The sequence below is a fragment of the Psychrobacter sp. AT9 genome, from assembly GCF_047272965.1.
GTDB lineage: Bacteria > Pseudomonadota > Gammaproteobacteria > Pseudomonadales > Moraxellaceae > Psychrobacter > Psychrobacter glaciei.
Genome location: NZ_JBKOTW010000001.1, coordinates 1950384 through 1965642, shown reverse-complemented (window position 1 = coordinate 1965642; position 15259 = coordinate 1950384). Strand labels below are relative to the sequence as shown.

Here is a 15259-nt window from a genome sequence, read left to right as displayed (position 1 = left end):
ATGAAAATTATACTAGTACGTCACGGTCAAGCAGAAGACGAAACGCGTCCAGATAGCGCTCGTCAGCTGACCAAGTTTGGACAGCAGCAAGCCGCGCAAACTGCAGAATATATCACCACCAATTATAAGCCCGATCGTTTTATCGTGAGTCCTTATGATAGGGCGCAGCAAACGTTAGCAGAGTTGCAAGCGCGTGCTCCTACAGTACCAGCGACCGTACAAGATAACATTACACCTTCTGACGATGCCCATAGTGCGTTGACCGATATAGCAAAGATTGAGGCGCAGTGTCTCGTGGTGGTTTGTCATATGTCTATCGTCGCCAATCTCGCTGGCTTACTAACCGGTGATTATCCGGAGTCGTTTTCTTTGGCAGAAGCACGAGTGTTTGAGATGGATTTCATCATGTCTGGAATGGCAACTGAGGTTGATCGTTTTGTACCTGAGCAACCGTATTGATATTACTTTTCAATCGACTATTTGGTATTAGGGCGCGTCCTCAATTCAAGCGATTGTATCTAAATGGGCTAAAAATGGCTAAATTTTGCCAAATATCGTCAAATAGCTGATTAATATCTCGATATTATTTGCGCTATTTTCCTCATTTGACTGCAATTTATCTCATTTTTATGACCATTTTTAAAATGAGGACACGCCCTAGTGATATTATTCATCATGACAGTCTTTAAAATATTTTCATGCTTTAAAGACTGTCATGGGCGCTTACAGAACGTATAAGTTTGTTATTTTACGGCTTTGATAATTAAGGACACACTTGGTGTTACATGTTTGGTTAAGAGCGCAGCACAGTCCGCTAGCTGTCTGGCATGAAGACATACAACAATGGCAGTCAGTTGCTGGCTGGCAACAGTTGCATGACATTTATAGCAGCTATAAATCCAATAGCCATAAAACAGTATGTTTGTACTTTCCGTCAAGCCACGTATTACAAGTGGATACCGAGCTTAATGGTACTCAGCTGAAGCAATTGGGTAATACTGGTAAGCAGTATCTATTTGAAGAGACGTCCTTGACCCCTGTTGAGCAATTGGCAATACGGCAAACCAGCCTTGCTGATAACCAGTATTTATATGCGCTCGCGCAGGGTGATATTGAGGCATGGCAGCAAAGTGCCAAACTTGTCGGTATGAGTATCGCGGCACTACTGCCTGACTTTTTATTATTACCAGTGCCAGAAGAAGGCGCGGGGCAGCAAATCACTCTATATCAAGATGACCAGACGATGCTGCTACGCCAATCATTATATCAAGGAATGGCGGTCAGCTATTTGCCGTTGATTTTTGAGCGCTTTCCGCAGTTGAGTGAAGTGACTGTGGTGCCAAGCATTGAAGCTTTCGATAATACAAATTTTTCAGACCTTGATGCTACAAAATCTGATCCTAGTATCAATTTGCAAAACCCAGTAACGACCACCGATTTTTCAGCGCAAACAGCCGCGCTTATCGCAGATCATCAGCTGCTATTGACTATGTTAACCAGTACGCCAACGCCGATTGATAGCCCTGAACGTCACGCGCTTAATTTCTTTATCAAATCAACCGATTCGCAATTATCGCCTTACCTACGTGTGGCAATGATGGTAGCGTTATCAGCCCTAGTGCTGCAAATAGCGACAGATGGGGTGCAGTTTTATAAATATAATCAAGCGACGATGGCAACAAAGACAGCGATTACTAATCAATATCAGTCTTGGTTTCCTGATGAACGTCTAAATCCCCGAACCAATTTGACCACGCAAATGGCGCCAAAACTGGGTACCAATGGTCAAGCATCCCCACATATAGCCGTGCTATCACGCATATCACCACTGATTAAGCAATCCTCCTTAAAGGCGCAGTCTCTGGTTATGCAACCGTCCGCGCTCAGTTTCACCTTGATTGCACCTGACCGCGATAGCCTTGATAAATTTGCCAATACCCTGTTCACCCAAGGATTAACAGCCAAGTTAGAACGGGTAAATAGTAATGAGCAAGGGCAGTTTAGTGGGCAAATTACTGTGAGTATAAATGATGAAGGTACTACGCCAGAAAGCGTTGGTGCAGATAAGGTAGCAGCATCTTAAGCTCGCTGAGAACTTCAACTTCTCATGACTGATATATTTTTGATGACAATAAGCATTATAGTAGTCACTTGATCGCAAACTATTGGCAATAAAGGTTAGAGAATGAAACGATTACAGCGCCGTGCCAAACGTAGCACCTCCGCGCCTAAAGCAAGCGCTTTTTCAGAGCGGGCGAATAGTTATCAAAATGTCCTATCATCACGCTGGCAGGCATTGTCTCCACGCGATCAATTAGCATTGGCCATATTGTCTGCTTTTCTGCTGTTATTTGTGGGTGGCTACGGCGGTTATACGGTTCATCAAGCTGCAAGCGATAGCAAAAGCGAGTATCAAGAGCAGGTTGCTGACTATTTTTGGCTGCGCGCGCAAGCGGGTAATATTGATAGTAATACGGTCAATACTGTAGATGGGGCAGCCGCTATGCCACCTGCCAGTACTGTCAGCGCGCTGTTAAATACTTCGGGTATTACAGATGCGCAAGTAGTCGCGGCTGGCGATGCAATTCAACTGAGCTTTACCAATGCCAGTCAGGCGGTTGTGAGTGCGGCACTTGGTAAACTTAAACAGCAAGGTTGGCAATTTACTCAACTCTCGATGCAACAGGACGTGACCACCAAAGCCATTGAGGTACAAGCGACCGTCACTTCTTAAAATCATAGTCAATTCTATATAAATCAGACTTCCTTATATCCACATTATATTGAACCGATGATACGCTTAGGATTTTCTACATAAGAAAAGTCACAGCGTAAACCGTGTTTTATTAACATTACTTTCACCCACTGTTATTGCTTCATATTTTGAATTGAACTTCATTGAAAAACATTCTATCCGACACAATTAAAGTTTTGTGGCACGCTTTAGTGATAGGCGTTTTCTATAAAGTATTTCTATAAAATGTTTTTCTGAGCTTGAATGGATAAGCATCTGCGTCAACAGACTAATGTGAAAATTAAGACGTCTGATTATAATATGACTTGTTAAGGATCAAGACACATGATAAACGATAATATAAGCGGCAACATGAGTGACAGTAAACGCCGTTCTTTGACCACTTATAATCACATCACCTATCTATTGTATGTGATCAGTTATTTTACGGCTGGTCTATTGTGGGTTGTGCCGATTATCATGAATTATGCTAAGCGCCACGATGCGGACGGCTCATGGCTCGCCACGCATTTTGATTGGCAAATTAAGACATTTTGGTACAGTATCGTCTGGTTTATCATAGGCATTCTTATCATCACGTTTGCTTTAGGCGGTTTTGGTGTCAGCATGCTTGCTGATAGCAGCAATATAGCCATCGGTTCATTTTTATTGGTCAGTGTTGGTTTTATTATTATGGGACTGACCTTTATTTGGCATCTTTATCGTATTATACGAGGTTGGATTGCCTTAACAGATGGGCGACCTGTGCCATAATATGGGCAATCTCATATCATTTTGATACGGTGTTTAGCAGCGCTTATTGACTTTTTGGAATAGAAATTTGCTGTATGAAACTTTGGTCTTATTTCTGTTAAGCTGATATAATCGCTGCGCTTAACCTCTTTCGTTTTTCTCATTCATCATTGCTTTTCGAGCAGGGTCTGTCGTTACTATGTCTTATGCCTTACTTCGCCCTTTTTTATTTAAGATGGATCCTGAACACGCCCATGAGATGACTTTATCTTTACTAGATAAAGCTCATAAAGCGCGTGCTTTAGGTTTGGTATATGGTCAGTCGATGCAGCCCACAGACTGTATGGGATTACAATTCGATAACCCAGTCGGTCTTGCCGCAGGGTTGGATAAAAACGGCGATTATATCGACGCACTTGCCGAGCTTGGCTTTGGCTTTATAGAAGTGGGTACGGTCACGCCAAAGCCGCAAATAGGCAATGATAAGCCACGACTATTTAGAATCAAGCAAGCCGATGCTATTATCAATCGTATGGGTTTTAACAATCAGGGCGTTGATTATCTGATTGAAAACGTCAAACGCTGCAAATACAAAGGTAATATCGGCATCAATATCGGTAAAAATGCCAGTACGCCAGTGGAACAAGCCGCTGATGATTACGTCTATTGCTTAGAGCGGGTTTATCCACACGCTTCTTATATTACCGTCAATATCTCATCGCCAAATACCAAAAACTTACGTGACTTACAGAGTGGTGAAGCGTTAACGCAGCTACTTGCTACGATTAAAAACCGCCATAATCAATTGGCAACAGAGTATGGCTTTTATGTGCCATTGGTCTTAAAAGTAGCCCCTGATTTAGAGCCACTACAAGTGGATTATATTGCACAGCAGTTGTTAGATTTTGAGATTGATGGTTTGATAGCTACCAACACCACATTGAGCCGTGTCGGTGTCGAAGACTTGCAAGATGGTGACCAAGCCGGTGGCTTATCAGGTCGTCCAGTGAGCCACATTAGCACCCAAATTTTACAACAATTCTCTGATCAGCTGGATGGTAAAGTGGCTTTGATTGGCGTGGGTGGTATTGATAGCGGTGCCAAAGCGGTTAAAAAGATTGAAGCAGGTGCCGATATGGTACAGCTTTATACTGGGCTGATTTATCGAGGTCCTGGGCTGGTACAGTCGTGTCTTCAAGCGATTGGTGGCTATTACGATGCCATGGAAGGTTAGACAACCACTAAAAATGAGGCGTTATATATGAGTGGTCTAGACATCGTGATTGCTATTGTGGTCTTGATTGGCTTATGGCGTGGCTTTCAGGTAGGACTCATTAAGACGGCAGTAGGTCTGGTAGGCTGGTTTATTGCTCTCATTGCTGCCACGCGCTTGGCAGGCTCAGTGGCTCCACAGTTATCAGGCGTTGTACAAGCTCCTGTCTTACAAATGGCAATGGCCTTTTTAATCGTTGTGATTATTATATTGGCGATTATGCATCTAGTGGCTTTTGTATTTTCAGGCGTGCTAAAAACCTTGCGTTTGGGCGTAGTAGACAAAATCGCAGGTGGTGTCCTTGGGGCAGCCAAAAATGTATTGATGGTGTTGGTTGTGCTTAGTGTTAGCGCACCACTATTGGTACAAATGCCGCAATGGCAAACCTCGGTGCTCGCGCCTGAACTACTACCTTATGCACCGATGGGTAAAGCTTTGGTCTCAGATGTGCTTGGTATGGCTTGGGATCAAGTCAACCAGTCTTAATGCTTAGAACTTGCCTTGGACTTATTCTTTGTTCCTAAGGCCTGCGTTTCTAACATGCCAAACTTATATATATTTTGATATTACCAATTAAAATTCCAAAGACTGTCATTTTAAAGCTTGTGTTTTTAAAGCATTATTTTCTAAACAATGCGATGCCAAAAATCATGACTGAGTCTTTGTAATGCATCCTTGATAAAAAGTTATTTGATAGCATTTAAGGTTCATAAATTCCGATTTATGAATGATTGATGACTTTGCCGATTATACATCAGCAAGGAAGTTATCATCAAGATTTTAAGCTTAAGCAACATCATCAGGTCAGCGGCAAGGGTTAGATAGCTGTTTTTTATAAAACACTGTCAAGATTATGCCGTTATTGTTTTACTAATGTGTGGTTCAAAATAGGATATAACTATGTGTGGAGTCATTGGAGTTGCAGCTCATGAGCCAGTTAATCAGATTCTTTATGATGGCTTAACAATGCTACAGCATCGTGGGCAAGACGCGGCAGGTATCGTGACTTTGCAAGATGGTCGGCTTTATTTGCGTAAAGAAAACGGCATGGTACGTGACGTTTTTATGAATCGCCACATGATGAAGCTGGTTGGTAAATTTGGTATCGGTCATGTGCGCTATCCGACGGCAGGCAGCTCAAGCAGTGCAGAAGCTCAGCCGTTTTATGTCAACTCACCCTATGGTATTACGCTGGCACATAATGGTAATTTAACCAATGCTGAAAGCTTGGCTAAAGCCTTGTACAAAGAAGACCGTCGTCATCTGAATACCGACTCAGACTCGGAAGTATTGTTAAATGTACTTGCGCATGAGATGCAGAATTTGGGCAAAACACATCCAACGGCTGATGATATTTTTGAAGCGGTCAAAGCAGTTTATAGCCGCTGCGAAGGCGCTTATGGTGTCGTTGCCTTGATTACTGGTCATGGCTTGCTTGCTTTTCGTGATCCAAACGGTATTCGTCCGCTCATCTTTGGTGAGCGTTTGGCAGCCAATGGCGGTACAGAATATATGGTTGCCTCAGAATCAGTTGCATTGACTGGCTCTGGTTTTACCATCATTCGTGATGTCAAACCTGGTGAAGCGATTTTTATTGATTTAGACCATCAGCTGCATACATATCAGTGTGTTGAGCAGCAAGAGTATACGCCTTGTATCTTTGAATACGTCTATTTCGCTCGTCCAGATTCTATTATGGACAATATCTCAGTCTATAAATCGCGTCTGCGTATGGGTGAGAAGCTTGGTGATAAAATTCTTGCAGAATGGGGTGAAGATCACGATATCGATGTAGTCATTCCTATTCCGGATACTTCGCGTACCTCAGCGATGGAACTGGCGCTCAAGATGAATATCAAGTACCGTGAAGGGTTTATGAAAAACCGTTATATCGGTCGTACCTTTATTATGCCAGGCCAGCAGCAACGCAAAAAATCAGTACGTCAAAAACTTAGCGCTGTACCGTTAGAGTTTAAAGGTAAAAACGTTTTACTGGTCGATGATTCAATCGTTCGCGGCACCACTTGCCATGAAATCATCCAAATGGCGCGTGATGCAGGTGCACGTAAAGTATTCTTTGCCAGTGCAGCGCCACCCGTAAAATATCCAAACGTGTATGGCATCGATATGCCAGTGCGTAGCGAGCTTATTGCTTCAGGGCATAGCGTTGAAGAAGTGCGTAAAATCATTGGTGCTGATCGCTTGATTTTCCAAGACTTAGACGATTTGATCGAAGCAGTAAAAGACACCAAGCACAGCAAAGTCGAAGGGTTTGACTGTGCGGTATTTAACGGTTGCTATATTACTGGGCAAATCAATGAAGCCTATCTTGAGCATCTGCAAGAGCAGCGCAGTGATACCGCTAAGACCGGCAAAAAAGGCGTACAAATAGTGGCTGATACACCCGTAGATATGATGGGTGTAGAAGAGCTTTAAGGCGCTACATACTTAAAATTCTGTATATAAAAAGGCTGGATTCTTGATGGAATCCAGCCTTTTTTATTGCTTAAAATAAGAGAGATTCTTTGAAAAACCGCTATTTATGGTAAGAGGTGACATTGGGAATATATATAGCGCTTTATGGGCAGGATTACCACATTAGGTCATCTGGAATTACATAGGCGGCATAAGGATCGTCATCCGCTAACTCATTGTCTGAGGTATCGTTAGACACCACCATAAAGCCTTCCAATTTTGTATCTATACGATCGGCTAAAGGGCGAGGAAGCAGGGCATAGCTTTCTTCCAGGCGTGCAATGACCACATGACCCGCTACGATTTGATCGTATAATTTTTGCGTAATAGAGATTTTTTTGACTTTAGCATGATCAACGAATTGATAATTGACCTCACCCTGTGTATCGGTGATTTGATGCTGTCTAATCATTTGGACGATATTGGCCTTTAGCATTTTCTCTTCTAACAGCTGCTGCTTTTCTTGATTAAGCTTCTGATCCTTCTCCAGCTTTTTCGCTTGGGCTGCTGCCAACGCTTTTTTAGCTTCCACATTGGACACATCACCAGTGCGCTTTGCATGTTCAGATTGCTTACTTATCTTTTTGGCTTTTTTGCTATCAACCAATCCCGCTTTTAAAAGTTGAGCTTGTAGGGCATTCTTGGCCATAATTTTATTACCTAGATGATAAAAATAAAAACTAAATAGTAGCAAATTTTTTGGCAGTGTGCCGTTAATTCATTGCAGACAGTAAAAGTGCGCATTGTTGTATGAAACATAACATAGTCGATACTAAATAAAATGGGTACACGACATTATGATGCATGAATGGTACAAATTTTTCTTGCTTGCTGTGCCTATGCAGGCAGAGGCTGCAAAAAATTTATACCAGTCACGCTGTCTCTTTTTATATTGACCTGACTATAAGTAGTTATTAGTGACTAAGTCAGTTGAGTAAACAACCAAAGCAAACCATTAATCGCAGCAATGCCGACAACCATGCTGACCAATAATTGACGGCTCAAATGATAGACCAATAATACCAGAAGTAAAGCGCCGATTTGTGCCATTAGTAAATGCAGCTCTGCACTTTGCAGGCCAGTGCGCGCTGATAAATCTTGGTAAGAGAGGCTGGTCAAAACAAGCAGTATCATCACGGATAACGGCAAGCTTTCATTTAGGCGATGTAACCATGGCGTATCCAGCAGATTTTTGGGTATCAAGGCCGGAAGGGCGCGAGTGATAAAAGTGACAGCAGCCATGGCAAAGGTAGCAAAAATTAGATAACTACTGGTCATGACTTCCTCCTGTTAGGCTGCGTTTGGTCCAAAACCCGCGTGCCAAAATCATCAGCATACAAATGCTAATCGCAACCAATAACAGCCAGTTGCTAGTAAATAAGGAGGCAACGGCTAAAGCAATTACGGCAATACCGATCGGGAAATAGCGCTTGATGCTCTGAAATTGCTCATAAGCCAAAATGACAAATAGACATACTAAGGCAAAATTCAAATGTGGTATCAAGTCACTGAGCGTGCTACCTATCATCACACCAAGCGTACTCGCTAGCACCCACCAGCTTTGATTAAACAAACTAATAGGTAGGATCAGGGCTTGTCTCGACTCATTGGGTAAACTGGTCATGACTGAAAAAGTCTCATCAGTCAGGGCAAATAAGCAGTATGTTTTAGCAAGCTTTTGTTTCGGTAAATACTGTAGCAATGGCATGCCATAAAATACGTGACGCAAGTTAATAGCGGCAATATTTGTCGCAATATTACCAATCGGTAGACCAGCACTTAGCATGGGCAGACAGGCATATTGCGCCGCGCCCGCATACAAGACAATACTGAGCATAATTGTTGCCCACACAGGGATGCCAGCAACTTGCGCCAGCACACCAAAAGCGATGCCCGCAGGCAGATAGCCCATCGCGACTGGCAGGCTCTTCTTAAAGCCTTCTGTCCAATTATAGTGAGCCGCTTGTTGATGATTTAGTTCATTTGAATGAGTAGTCACATGACATCCTGATTTTTCTGACTGTATTTTTATAATTGATGGTCGGTCTTTATTTGATAAGACTAAGAAAGTCCTATTTTTTAGGTAAATAAATCTTTAGGCAATCGACGCTAAACATTGGGCTGTAATTTTTCATAGCTACCGGTTCGATATGCACGGTATAAAAATCCGCTAAGAATAATAAGTCTTAGCAGCAACAAACACCAGACGCTAAGCCAGATACCAGTCATATCCCACTGCTGATACAGTAGCCAACTCAGTGGGAAAAAGACCACTGCCAATATAAGGGCGGCGTTACGAATGACATTACCCGCCGTTAAGCCAAAGAATATGCCGTCTAACCAATAAGCGCCAACGCCGACCAGCGGTAATAGCACTGCATAAAGATGGTAGTCATAGGCAAGGGCAAAGACCGGTTCAATATTGGTCATAAGCTGCAAATAAGTTGGCATGGCAAGCCACCATAGGGCACTTAGCATGATGGCAAGCCCATAGCTGACTACGCCAGTGCGTTTAACAATAATACGAAACCTTGGCCAATCGCGTCTTCCAGCTGCTTGACCGCTTAAAGTCTCAGCGGATACTGCTACGCCATCAAGGGCGAAGGCTGAAATGCTCAATACTTGCAATAAAATAGCGTTGGCAGCCAAAATTACATCACCACTTTGTGCAGATAGACGAGTGATCCAAGCAAAGCTTAACGTTAAGATCAACGTGCGGATAAAGATATCTTTATTAAGCGAAAATAGCCTAAGCATTTTTTCTTTAGTGAAATGTTGGCGGTCGGCAGTAAACAGCGCTGTCCAAGATATCTGCAGATGTTGGCGGCTCAACCATAAGGCCAGTAACACGCCAGACCAAAAGGCGATAGTAGTACCTAGCGCCACACCGACCAAGCCCATGTGCAGTCCGTAGACAAAGAATAGAGTGAGAATAATATTAAGTAAGGCGATAAAGCCTTGTTGGTAGAGCATGTAACGTGTCTTACCTTGACCCGCAAACCAGCCGATAAATGCAAAATTCATTAGCTCAGCGATGACGCCCCAAAAACGTACGTCCAAATAAGTCTTGGCAGCAAGGCCACTGTTAGGGTTGGCAGATAAGGCTCTTAAGCCAAAATCAATCAACCATGGCTTTGCCAGCAGTAATAGTGCGCCGATGATGAATGCTAACAATAAGGCACGTTGCAAAATAGACAGCAGTGGTGAAGCAAGCAGACTTGACTGCTTGGTCGTCGTGTTTTCAGCACTGTCAGCATGGCTGACTGATTGTCCCAATGCTTGAGCTGATAGCCCAGATGAAGCGTACTGTAAGAAGTTAAAACTGACGAGTAATAAAGACAATAACTGTATAGCCAACCCCATACCAGCAAGCTTAGCAGTGTCATTCATATTACCGACAATGGCGGTATCAATCACGCTTTGTAGCGGCATCGCCAAGTTAGCCAACAATACCGGTAATGCGATGGCGATAATACGCGTATAGCTAGTATCAATCGGCGGTATGGAGCGTGATGGCGTGACAGTTGGCATTGGTGGCTCGTTTATACTTAATGGCTATGGTTGTAGCAGTATATAAAGATAAAAGCACCCAACACTCATTAGTTATGAGTCAGGTGCTTTTATTTGTAGCTTACTTCCGTACAGTGAAAAACGGATTATAAGCTTGTTTGAATACTCTTTTATTTAAAGATTAACTTAGGGTCTATTGAACATTCAAATATTAGGACTGCTGATCACTAAAATCACTCCAAATTAGGCGTAAACCGACGATAATGTCGAGACCTTAGCTAGGTTTACAACAACGTTTGGGGTGGTTTTAGCATCAGCCTTTCAGGGCAGGGCTATTTTTTGCCAATACATGGCGAAATTGTCTAACCTAGAACGACTAGGCGTCAAAAATTTCACTGCGTATTGTCTAAAAAATAGCCACTGCCAGTTCCACATTTGAATACTCAACAGACCCTAACTAAGTTGCTTTAAATATTGTCTTGTTCAAACATTTTTGGGTCATTAAAAGTGACGATTTCTTCTTCAAATTCAGGCTTAACCTTGACCACGAAATCATCACGAGATAGCCCCATACGTAGTGGAATAGAGCTTGCGATATACGTTGATGAATAAGTACCAGCCAACAAACCGATGAACAGTGCTACCGAGAACCAATAGAGGCCGTCACCGCCCAAGAACAGCATGGCTAAAACAACCAGTAATACAGTTGAGATAGTCATAATGGTACGACGTAACGTTTCTGTTAATGACAAATCAATCGTTTGACGCGGTGTAATACCACGGACGCGGCGGAAGTTTTCACGAATACGGTCATAGACAACAATCGTATCGTTCAAGGAATAACCGATCAAGGCTAAGATAGCCGCCAAAACAGTTAAGTCAAACGGAAAGCCAAATAGGGCAAAGACACCGATGGTCACGATAGCATCGTGGAAGAGTGACAGCACCGCACCTAGAGACAGCTTGAACTGGAAACGTAGCGCGACATAACCAAGCATACAGACCAAGGCTAAAACCAGTGACATAACAGAGTTTAAGTAGACTTCATTACCTACTTGGCTACCAATGATATTCACATTACTGATTTCAACCGTATTATTAGGCAATGCTAACGCGGCACTAAGACTGGCATTGAGTCCGTCAATATTGTCAGACTGGGGTGGCAAACGTACTAGTAACTCTTGACGTGTGCCAAGATATTGTACGACAGCATCATCAAAGCCATTATCAGCCAAGGCTTTGACCACTTCTACTTGCTCAGCAGGCTGCTCATAACGTACATCTGCTGAAACACCACCGGTAAAGTCTAAACCTAGATTTAGACCATTAACAGCAATCGCGATAATACTACCAATCACCATGAGTAACGATAAAATAGCCATCGGCTTTTCTATCTTCATAAAGGGAATGATACGTTGATTACCAACGGCTTTGATACCGCCTTCAGCTTGTGCAGCAGCATCCTCAGCGGCATCACTCATCAATTGAGTCTGGTCGACAGGCGTACTTGTCTGTGTGGTCAATTCTTGAGCATTTTGACCGCCACGACGCGTTTTGCTTTTGTCTGATTTTGCCGTCGTAGGATTGTTGGTTTTAGTATTACTACCTTTACCATCACGACGCGGTTTGTTACGGCGACGCGTACTGTTACTGTTTGAATCGCCGTTTGAGCCATTTCGATCTGGGTTATTTTGCTGTTCTAGAGGATTATTCTTATCGATCGCCATATGTTTCTCCTAACCGATGCTCAGACGTTTGATAGATTTACGTTTACCGTAAGCAATTTGTACCAGCGCACGCGTTACCAAAATCGCGGTAAATAGCGAGCTGACAATACCAATCGCTAAGGTGATCGCAAAGCCTTTAATCGGACCTGTACCAATCGCAAATAAGATAAAGGCGACCAATAAGGTAGTGATGTTGGCATCGAAGATACTACTAAAGGCGCGATCAAAACCTGCCACAATGGCAGATTTTGGCCGGACGCCATTTGCCAGCTCCTCACGTATCCGCTCAAAAATCAGCACGTTGGCATCGACCGCCATACCAATGGTTAAGACGATACCGGCAATACCGGGTAGGGTCAGTGATGAGCCTAAAATTGACATAATAGCGATGATGATAATGACGTTAATCGCTAGCGCCACGTTGGCAATGACCCCAAACAGACGATAGAAAATAATCATGAACGCAAAGACTAACAAGTAACCAACTTGCGTAGAAAAGAGACCTTTATCGATATTTTCTTGACCCAGCGAAGGACCAATGGTGCGTTCTTCTACAAAGTACATCGGTGCGGCTAATGCGCCTGAACGTAGGAGTAGTGCAAGTTCTGCTGCTTCTGCACTACTATCAAGACCAGTAATGCGGAAAGACGAGCCTAGTACGGCTTGAATATTGGCGCGATTGATGACTTTGGTTTCAGCATAAGGCGTACGTACTTCGACCGTTTCGCCAGTCGCTGGGTCTTCTTCGTAAGTGATTCTTTGCTTATTTTCAATGAATAGGACGGCCATTTGCTTGCCAACAGCAGTACGTGTAGCGTTTTGCATCAGCTTACCGCCAGCACTATCCAGCGTAATACTTACTTCAGGTGAGCCGCTCTCATCAATACCCGTCTGTGCATTAGTGACTTTATCACCTGTGACGATAGATTGACGCTCTAGCAATACCGGTGGACCATCAAGCGTCTCAAACGGGAATGCTTCGGTACCAGCAGGAGGAATGCCACCCGTGTAGTTTTCACTGTCCTCAGCCACCATACGGAACTCAAGGTTCGCTGTGCGCCCAAGGACTCGTTTTGCTTCCGCGGTATCTTGTACACCAGGTAATTCAACGACGATACGACTCGCGCCTTGTGATTGTACCAAAGCTTCCGTGACGCCAAGTTCAGCAATACGATTGCGTAGGGTTGTTAAGTTTTGATTAACCGCATAGCTATTGATTTCGTCTAGCGTTGCATCGTTGTACACCAAAATCAGGGCAGGGCCTTGGTCATCAATAGAAGACTGTAGACTAAAAGTATTGCTCATCGAGCCTTGCAAGACATTTTGTGCACGATTACGGGTGTCTGTATCGGCGAAATGTAGCACGATGCCTTGGTTTTCAGTTTTGATGCCTTTAATCGCAATACGTTCAGCCCGTAGGTCACGGCGTACATCACGGCTGGCACTGGTCAGGCGTTGATCGAGAGCCTTATCCATGTCAACTTCTAGCACAAAACGCACACCACCACGTAAATCAAGACCGAGCTTCATCGGTCTAGCACCGATATCACGTAGCCATTGCGGGGTTGTCTGCGCTAAGTTGAGCGCGACCACATAGTCCTCGCCCAAGTTCTGACGCAGTACTTCCTGTGCTTTGAGCTGATCGACCGGGTTATCAAGACGTACCAGCGCGCTGTTGCCCTCAAAGGTGCCGTCATGATTGTTCAAACCAGCGTCTTCGAGTAAGCTTTGAGACTGGGTCAAGATACCATCAGACAGCTGCGTACCTGCTGCTGCACTAGTAATCTGTACCGCAGGTTCATCAGGATAGAGGTTAGGAGCAGCATACAGACCGGCAATAATTAGCACGACGGTAATAAGTAAGTATTTCCAAGCGGGATATTGCATAATCACTTCTTTAAGTTGATAAACTATTGGCGACGCAGGCCACAAGTTAGCAGATGGGAAGTTAGTGAGAGCAATGGTTGAGTGCTTATTTAGCAGCCGTCATGATGCACCATTGCGATCATCCGCGATGATAATAAAACGTAAAAAGGTAAAGCGAAAAGTGACCGTAAATCAGATACGGTCACTTTTATAGCGGTTGCTTTTATAGCTATGACAACTATTCATTAATTATTATCAAAGCCATTGACAATAATTAGACGCTTTCGATAGTGCCAGCTGGCAATACTGAAATAACAGAAGCACGCTGTACTTTGATATCTGTATTATTGTTTAAGCTAACGACTGCATAATCGCCTTCTAATGCTTTGATACGACCCATTAGTCCACCAGCAAAGATGATTTCACTACCGACTGTCAACGCATTGACCATAGCACGGTGTTCTTTCGTGCGCTTAGATTGAGGACGGATCACTAAGAAGTAAAAAATTGCAAAAAAAGCAACAGGTAATAAGATTTGACCAAATAGTGATGCAGCACCGGCAGTTTCGGCAGCATGGGCCGCTTGGATAAATAACAACATAATCTCTCTCAGTGAGTCATAGATAATAATAAATTAAACGCATAGTAACAAAAAATCCTAGACTTGGTAACTGTTAATCATAGGCTGAGGATGTTTTTCTTAACGTACTGGCATACTAGCAGTCAATATTTATCACTACAATCTCTTTGGTGTATAAAATAGGGTGTTGTGGAGTGGAGACTGACTTGGAATATCTGAGGGTTAAGTTCATGCAAACTATGCCTAAACAACATCAGAATTATGCAATATGATCAGTATGGTCAAGACAATACTATTAAAAATATCCATTTTGAGCACCCAGTTACATTAAAACAATCCGC

14 protein-coding genes are annotated in these 15259 nt (G+C 43.3%); 7 read left to right on the top strand and 7 right to left on the bottom strand.

Translation table 11 applies throughout. The features are described from left to right. The 7 genes from sixA to purF all read left to right on the top strand — a co-directional run bounded on the left by sixA (nt 1) and on the right by purF (nt 7196). Complete coding sequence (gene sixA, locus ACMFL8_RS08225) at nt 1–459, top strand: phosphohistidine phosphatase SixA (RefSeq protein ID WP_413190655.1); 459 nt, start codon at nt 1–3, stop codon at nt 457–459. 319 nt (nt 460–778) lie between these two features. After that, nucleotides 779–2083, top strand: coding sequence for a type II secretion system protein GspL (gspL, locus tag ACMFL8_RS08220; protein WP_413190654.1), 1305 nt, complete (start codon nt 779–781; stop codon nt 2081–2083). Between the two features lie 102 nt (nt 2084–2185). Continuing rightward, a complete protein-coding gene (gene gspM / locus ACMFL8_RS08215; protein WP_413190653.1) occupies nt 2186–2734 on the top strand; it encodes a type II secretion system protein GspM in 549 nt (182 codons plus the stop codon). Between the two features lie 345 nt (nt 2735–3079). Beyond that, nucleotides 3080–3508 carry a DUF4870 family protein gene (locus ACMFL8_RS08210; protein WP_189581640.1) on the top strand — a complete coding sequence of 143 codons (429 nt, stop codon included), beginning with the start codon at nt 3080–3082 and terminating at the stop codon, nt 3506–3508. Between the two features lie 178 nt (nt 3509–3686). Beyond that, on the top strand, nt 3687–4721 hold the full coding sequence (locus ACMFL8_RS08205; RefSeq protein WP_413190652.1) for a quinone-dependent dihydroorotate dehydrogenase: 1035 nt from the start codon (nt 3687–3689) through the stop codon (nt 4719–4721). Between the two features lie 27 nt (nt 4722–4748). Continuing rightward, nucleotides 4749–5246 carry a CvpA family protein gene (locus tag ACMFL8_RS08200; RefSeq protein WP_413190651.1) on the top strand — a complete coding sequence of 166 codons (498 nt, stop codon included), beginning with the start codon at nt 4749–4751 and terminating at the stop codon, nt 5244–5246. Between the two features lie 414 nt (nt 5247–5660). Continuing rightward, nucleotides 5661–7196, top strand: a complete 1536-nt coding sequence (gene purF, locus ACMFL8_RS08195; protein ID WP_189581646.1) for an amidophosphoribosyltransferase — start codon at nt 5661–5663, stop codon at nt 7194–7196. Between the two features lie 154 nt (nt 7197–7350). On the opposite strand, the gene ACMFL8_RS08190 is transcribed toward purF, so the two are convergent. From ACMFL8_RS08190 to yajC, 7 genes are all read right to left on the bottom strand, one after another. Then, entirely contained in the window at nt 7351–7884 is a 534-nt protein-coding gene (locus ACMFL8_RS08190; protein WP_413190650.1) for a DUF2058 domain-containing protein, read from the bottom strand. A 272-nt stretch (nt 7885–8156) separates the two neighbouring features. After that, on the bottom strand, nt 8157–8513 hold the full coding sequence (locus tag ACMFL8_RS08185; RefSeq protein WP_352309258.1) for an AzlD domain-containing protein: 357 nt from the start codon (nt 8511–8513) through the stop codon (nt 8157–8159). Beyond that, nucleotides 8503–9234 (bottom strand): AzlC family ABC transporter permease, encoded by a 732-nt coding sequence (locus ACMFL8_RS08180; protein ID WP_413190649.1) that lies wholly within the window; start codon nt 9232–9234, stop codon nt 8503–8505. Before ACMFL8_RS08180 ends, ACMFL8_RS08185 begins: the two co-directional genes overlap by 11 nt. 110 nt (nt 9235–9344) lie before the next feature. After that, entirely contained in the window at nt 9345–10766 is a 1422-nt protein-coding gene (locus tag ACMFL8_RS08175) for an MATE family efflux transporter (protein WP_413190648.1), read from the bottom strand. Nucleotides 10767–11212: 446 nt separating this feature from the next. Further along, on the bottom strand, nt 11213–12472 hold the full coding sequence (secF, locus tag ACMFL8_RS08170; RefSeq protein WP_010198347.1) for a protein translocase subunit SecF: 1260 nt from the start codon (nt 12470–12472) through the stop codon (nt 11213–11215). Nucleotides 12473–12481: 9 nt separating this feature from the next. Further along, entirely contained in the window at nt 12482–14359 is a 1878-nt protein-coding gene (gene secD, locus ACMFL8_RS08165; RefSeq protein ID WP_010198348.1) for a protein translocase subunit SecD, read from the bottom strand. A 253-nt stretch (nt 14360–14612) separates the two neighbouring features. Then, on the bottom strand, nt 14613–14939 hold the full coding sequence (gene yajC, locus ACMFL8_RS08160; protein WP_189581667.1) for a preprotein translocase subunit YajC: 327 nt from the start codon (nt 14937–14939) through the stop codon (nt 14613–14615). Nucleotides 14940–15259: the final 320 nt, after the last annotated feature.

Excerpts from the sequence above, each read along its gene's own strand:
- secF (WP_010198347.1), bottom strand. The coding sequence starts at position 12,472 with ATGGCGATCGATAAGAATAATCCTCTAGAACAGCAAAATAACCCAGAT.
- ACMFL8_RS08200 (WP_413190651.1), top strand. The coding sequence starts at position 4,749 with ATGAGTGGTCTAGACATCGTGATTGCTATTGTGGTCTTGATTGGCTTA.
- ACMFL8_RS08190 (WP_413190650.1), bottom strand. The coding sequence starts at position 7,884 with ATGGCCAAGAATGCCCTACAAGCTCAACTTTTAAAAGCGGGATTGGTT.
- ACMFL8_RS08175 (WP_413190648.1), bottom strand. The coding sequence starts at position 10,766 with ATGCCAACTGTCACGCCATCACGCTCCATACCGCCGATTGATACTAGC.
- purF (WP_189581646.1), top strand. The coding sequence starts at position 5,661 with ATGTGTGGAGTCATTGGAGTTGCAGCTCATGAGCCAGTTAATCAGATT.
- gspM (WP_413190653.1), top strand. The coding sequence starts at position 2,186 with ATGAAACGATTACAGCGCCGTGCCAAACGTAGCACCTCCGCGCCTAAA.
- ACMFL8_RS08185 (WP_352309258.1), bottom strand. The coding sequence starts at position 8,513 with ATGACCAGTAGTTATCTAATTTTTGCTACCTTTGCCATGGCTGCTGTC.
- yajC (WP_189581667.1), bottom strand. The coding sequence starts at position 14,939 with ATGTTGTTATTTATCCAAGCGGCCCATGCTGCCGAAACTGCCGGTGCT.
- secD (WP_010198348.1), bottom strand. The coding sequence starts at position 14,359 with ATGCAATATCCCGCTTGGAAATACTTACTTATTACCGTCGTGCTAATT.
- ACMFL8_RS08205 (WP_413190652.1), top strand. The coding sequence starts at position 3,687 with ATGTCTTATGCCTTACTTCGCCCTTTTTTATTTAAGATGGATCCTGAA.
- sixA (WP_413190655.1), top strand. The coding sequence starts at position 1 with ATGAAAATTATACTAGTACGTCACGGTCAAGCAGAAGACGAAACGCGT.
- ACMFL8_RS08210 (WP_189581640.1), top strand. The coding sequence starts at position 3,080 with ATGATAAACGATAATATAAGCGGCAACATGAGTGACAGTAAACGCCGT.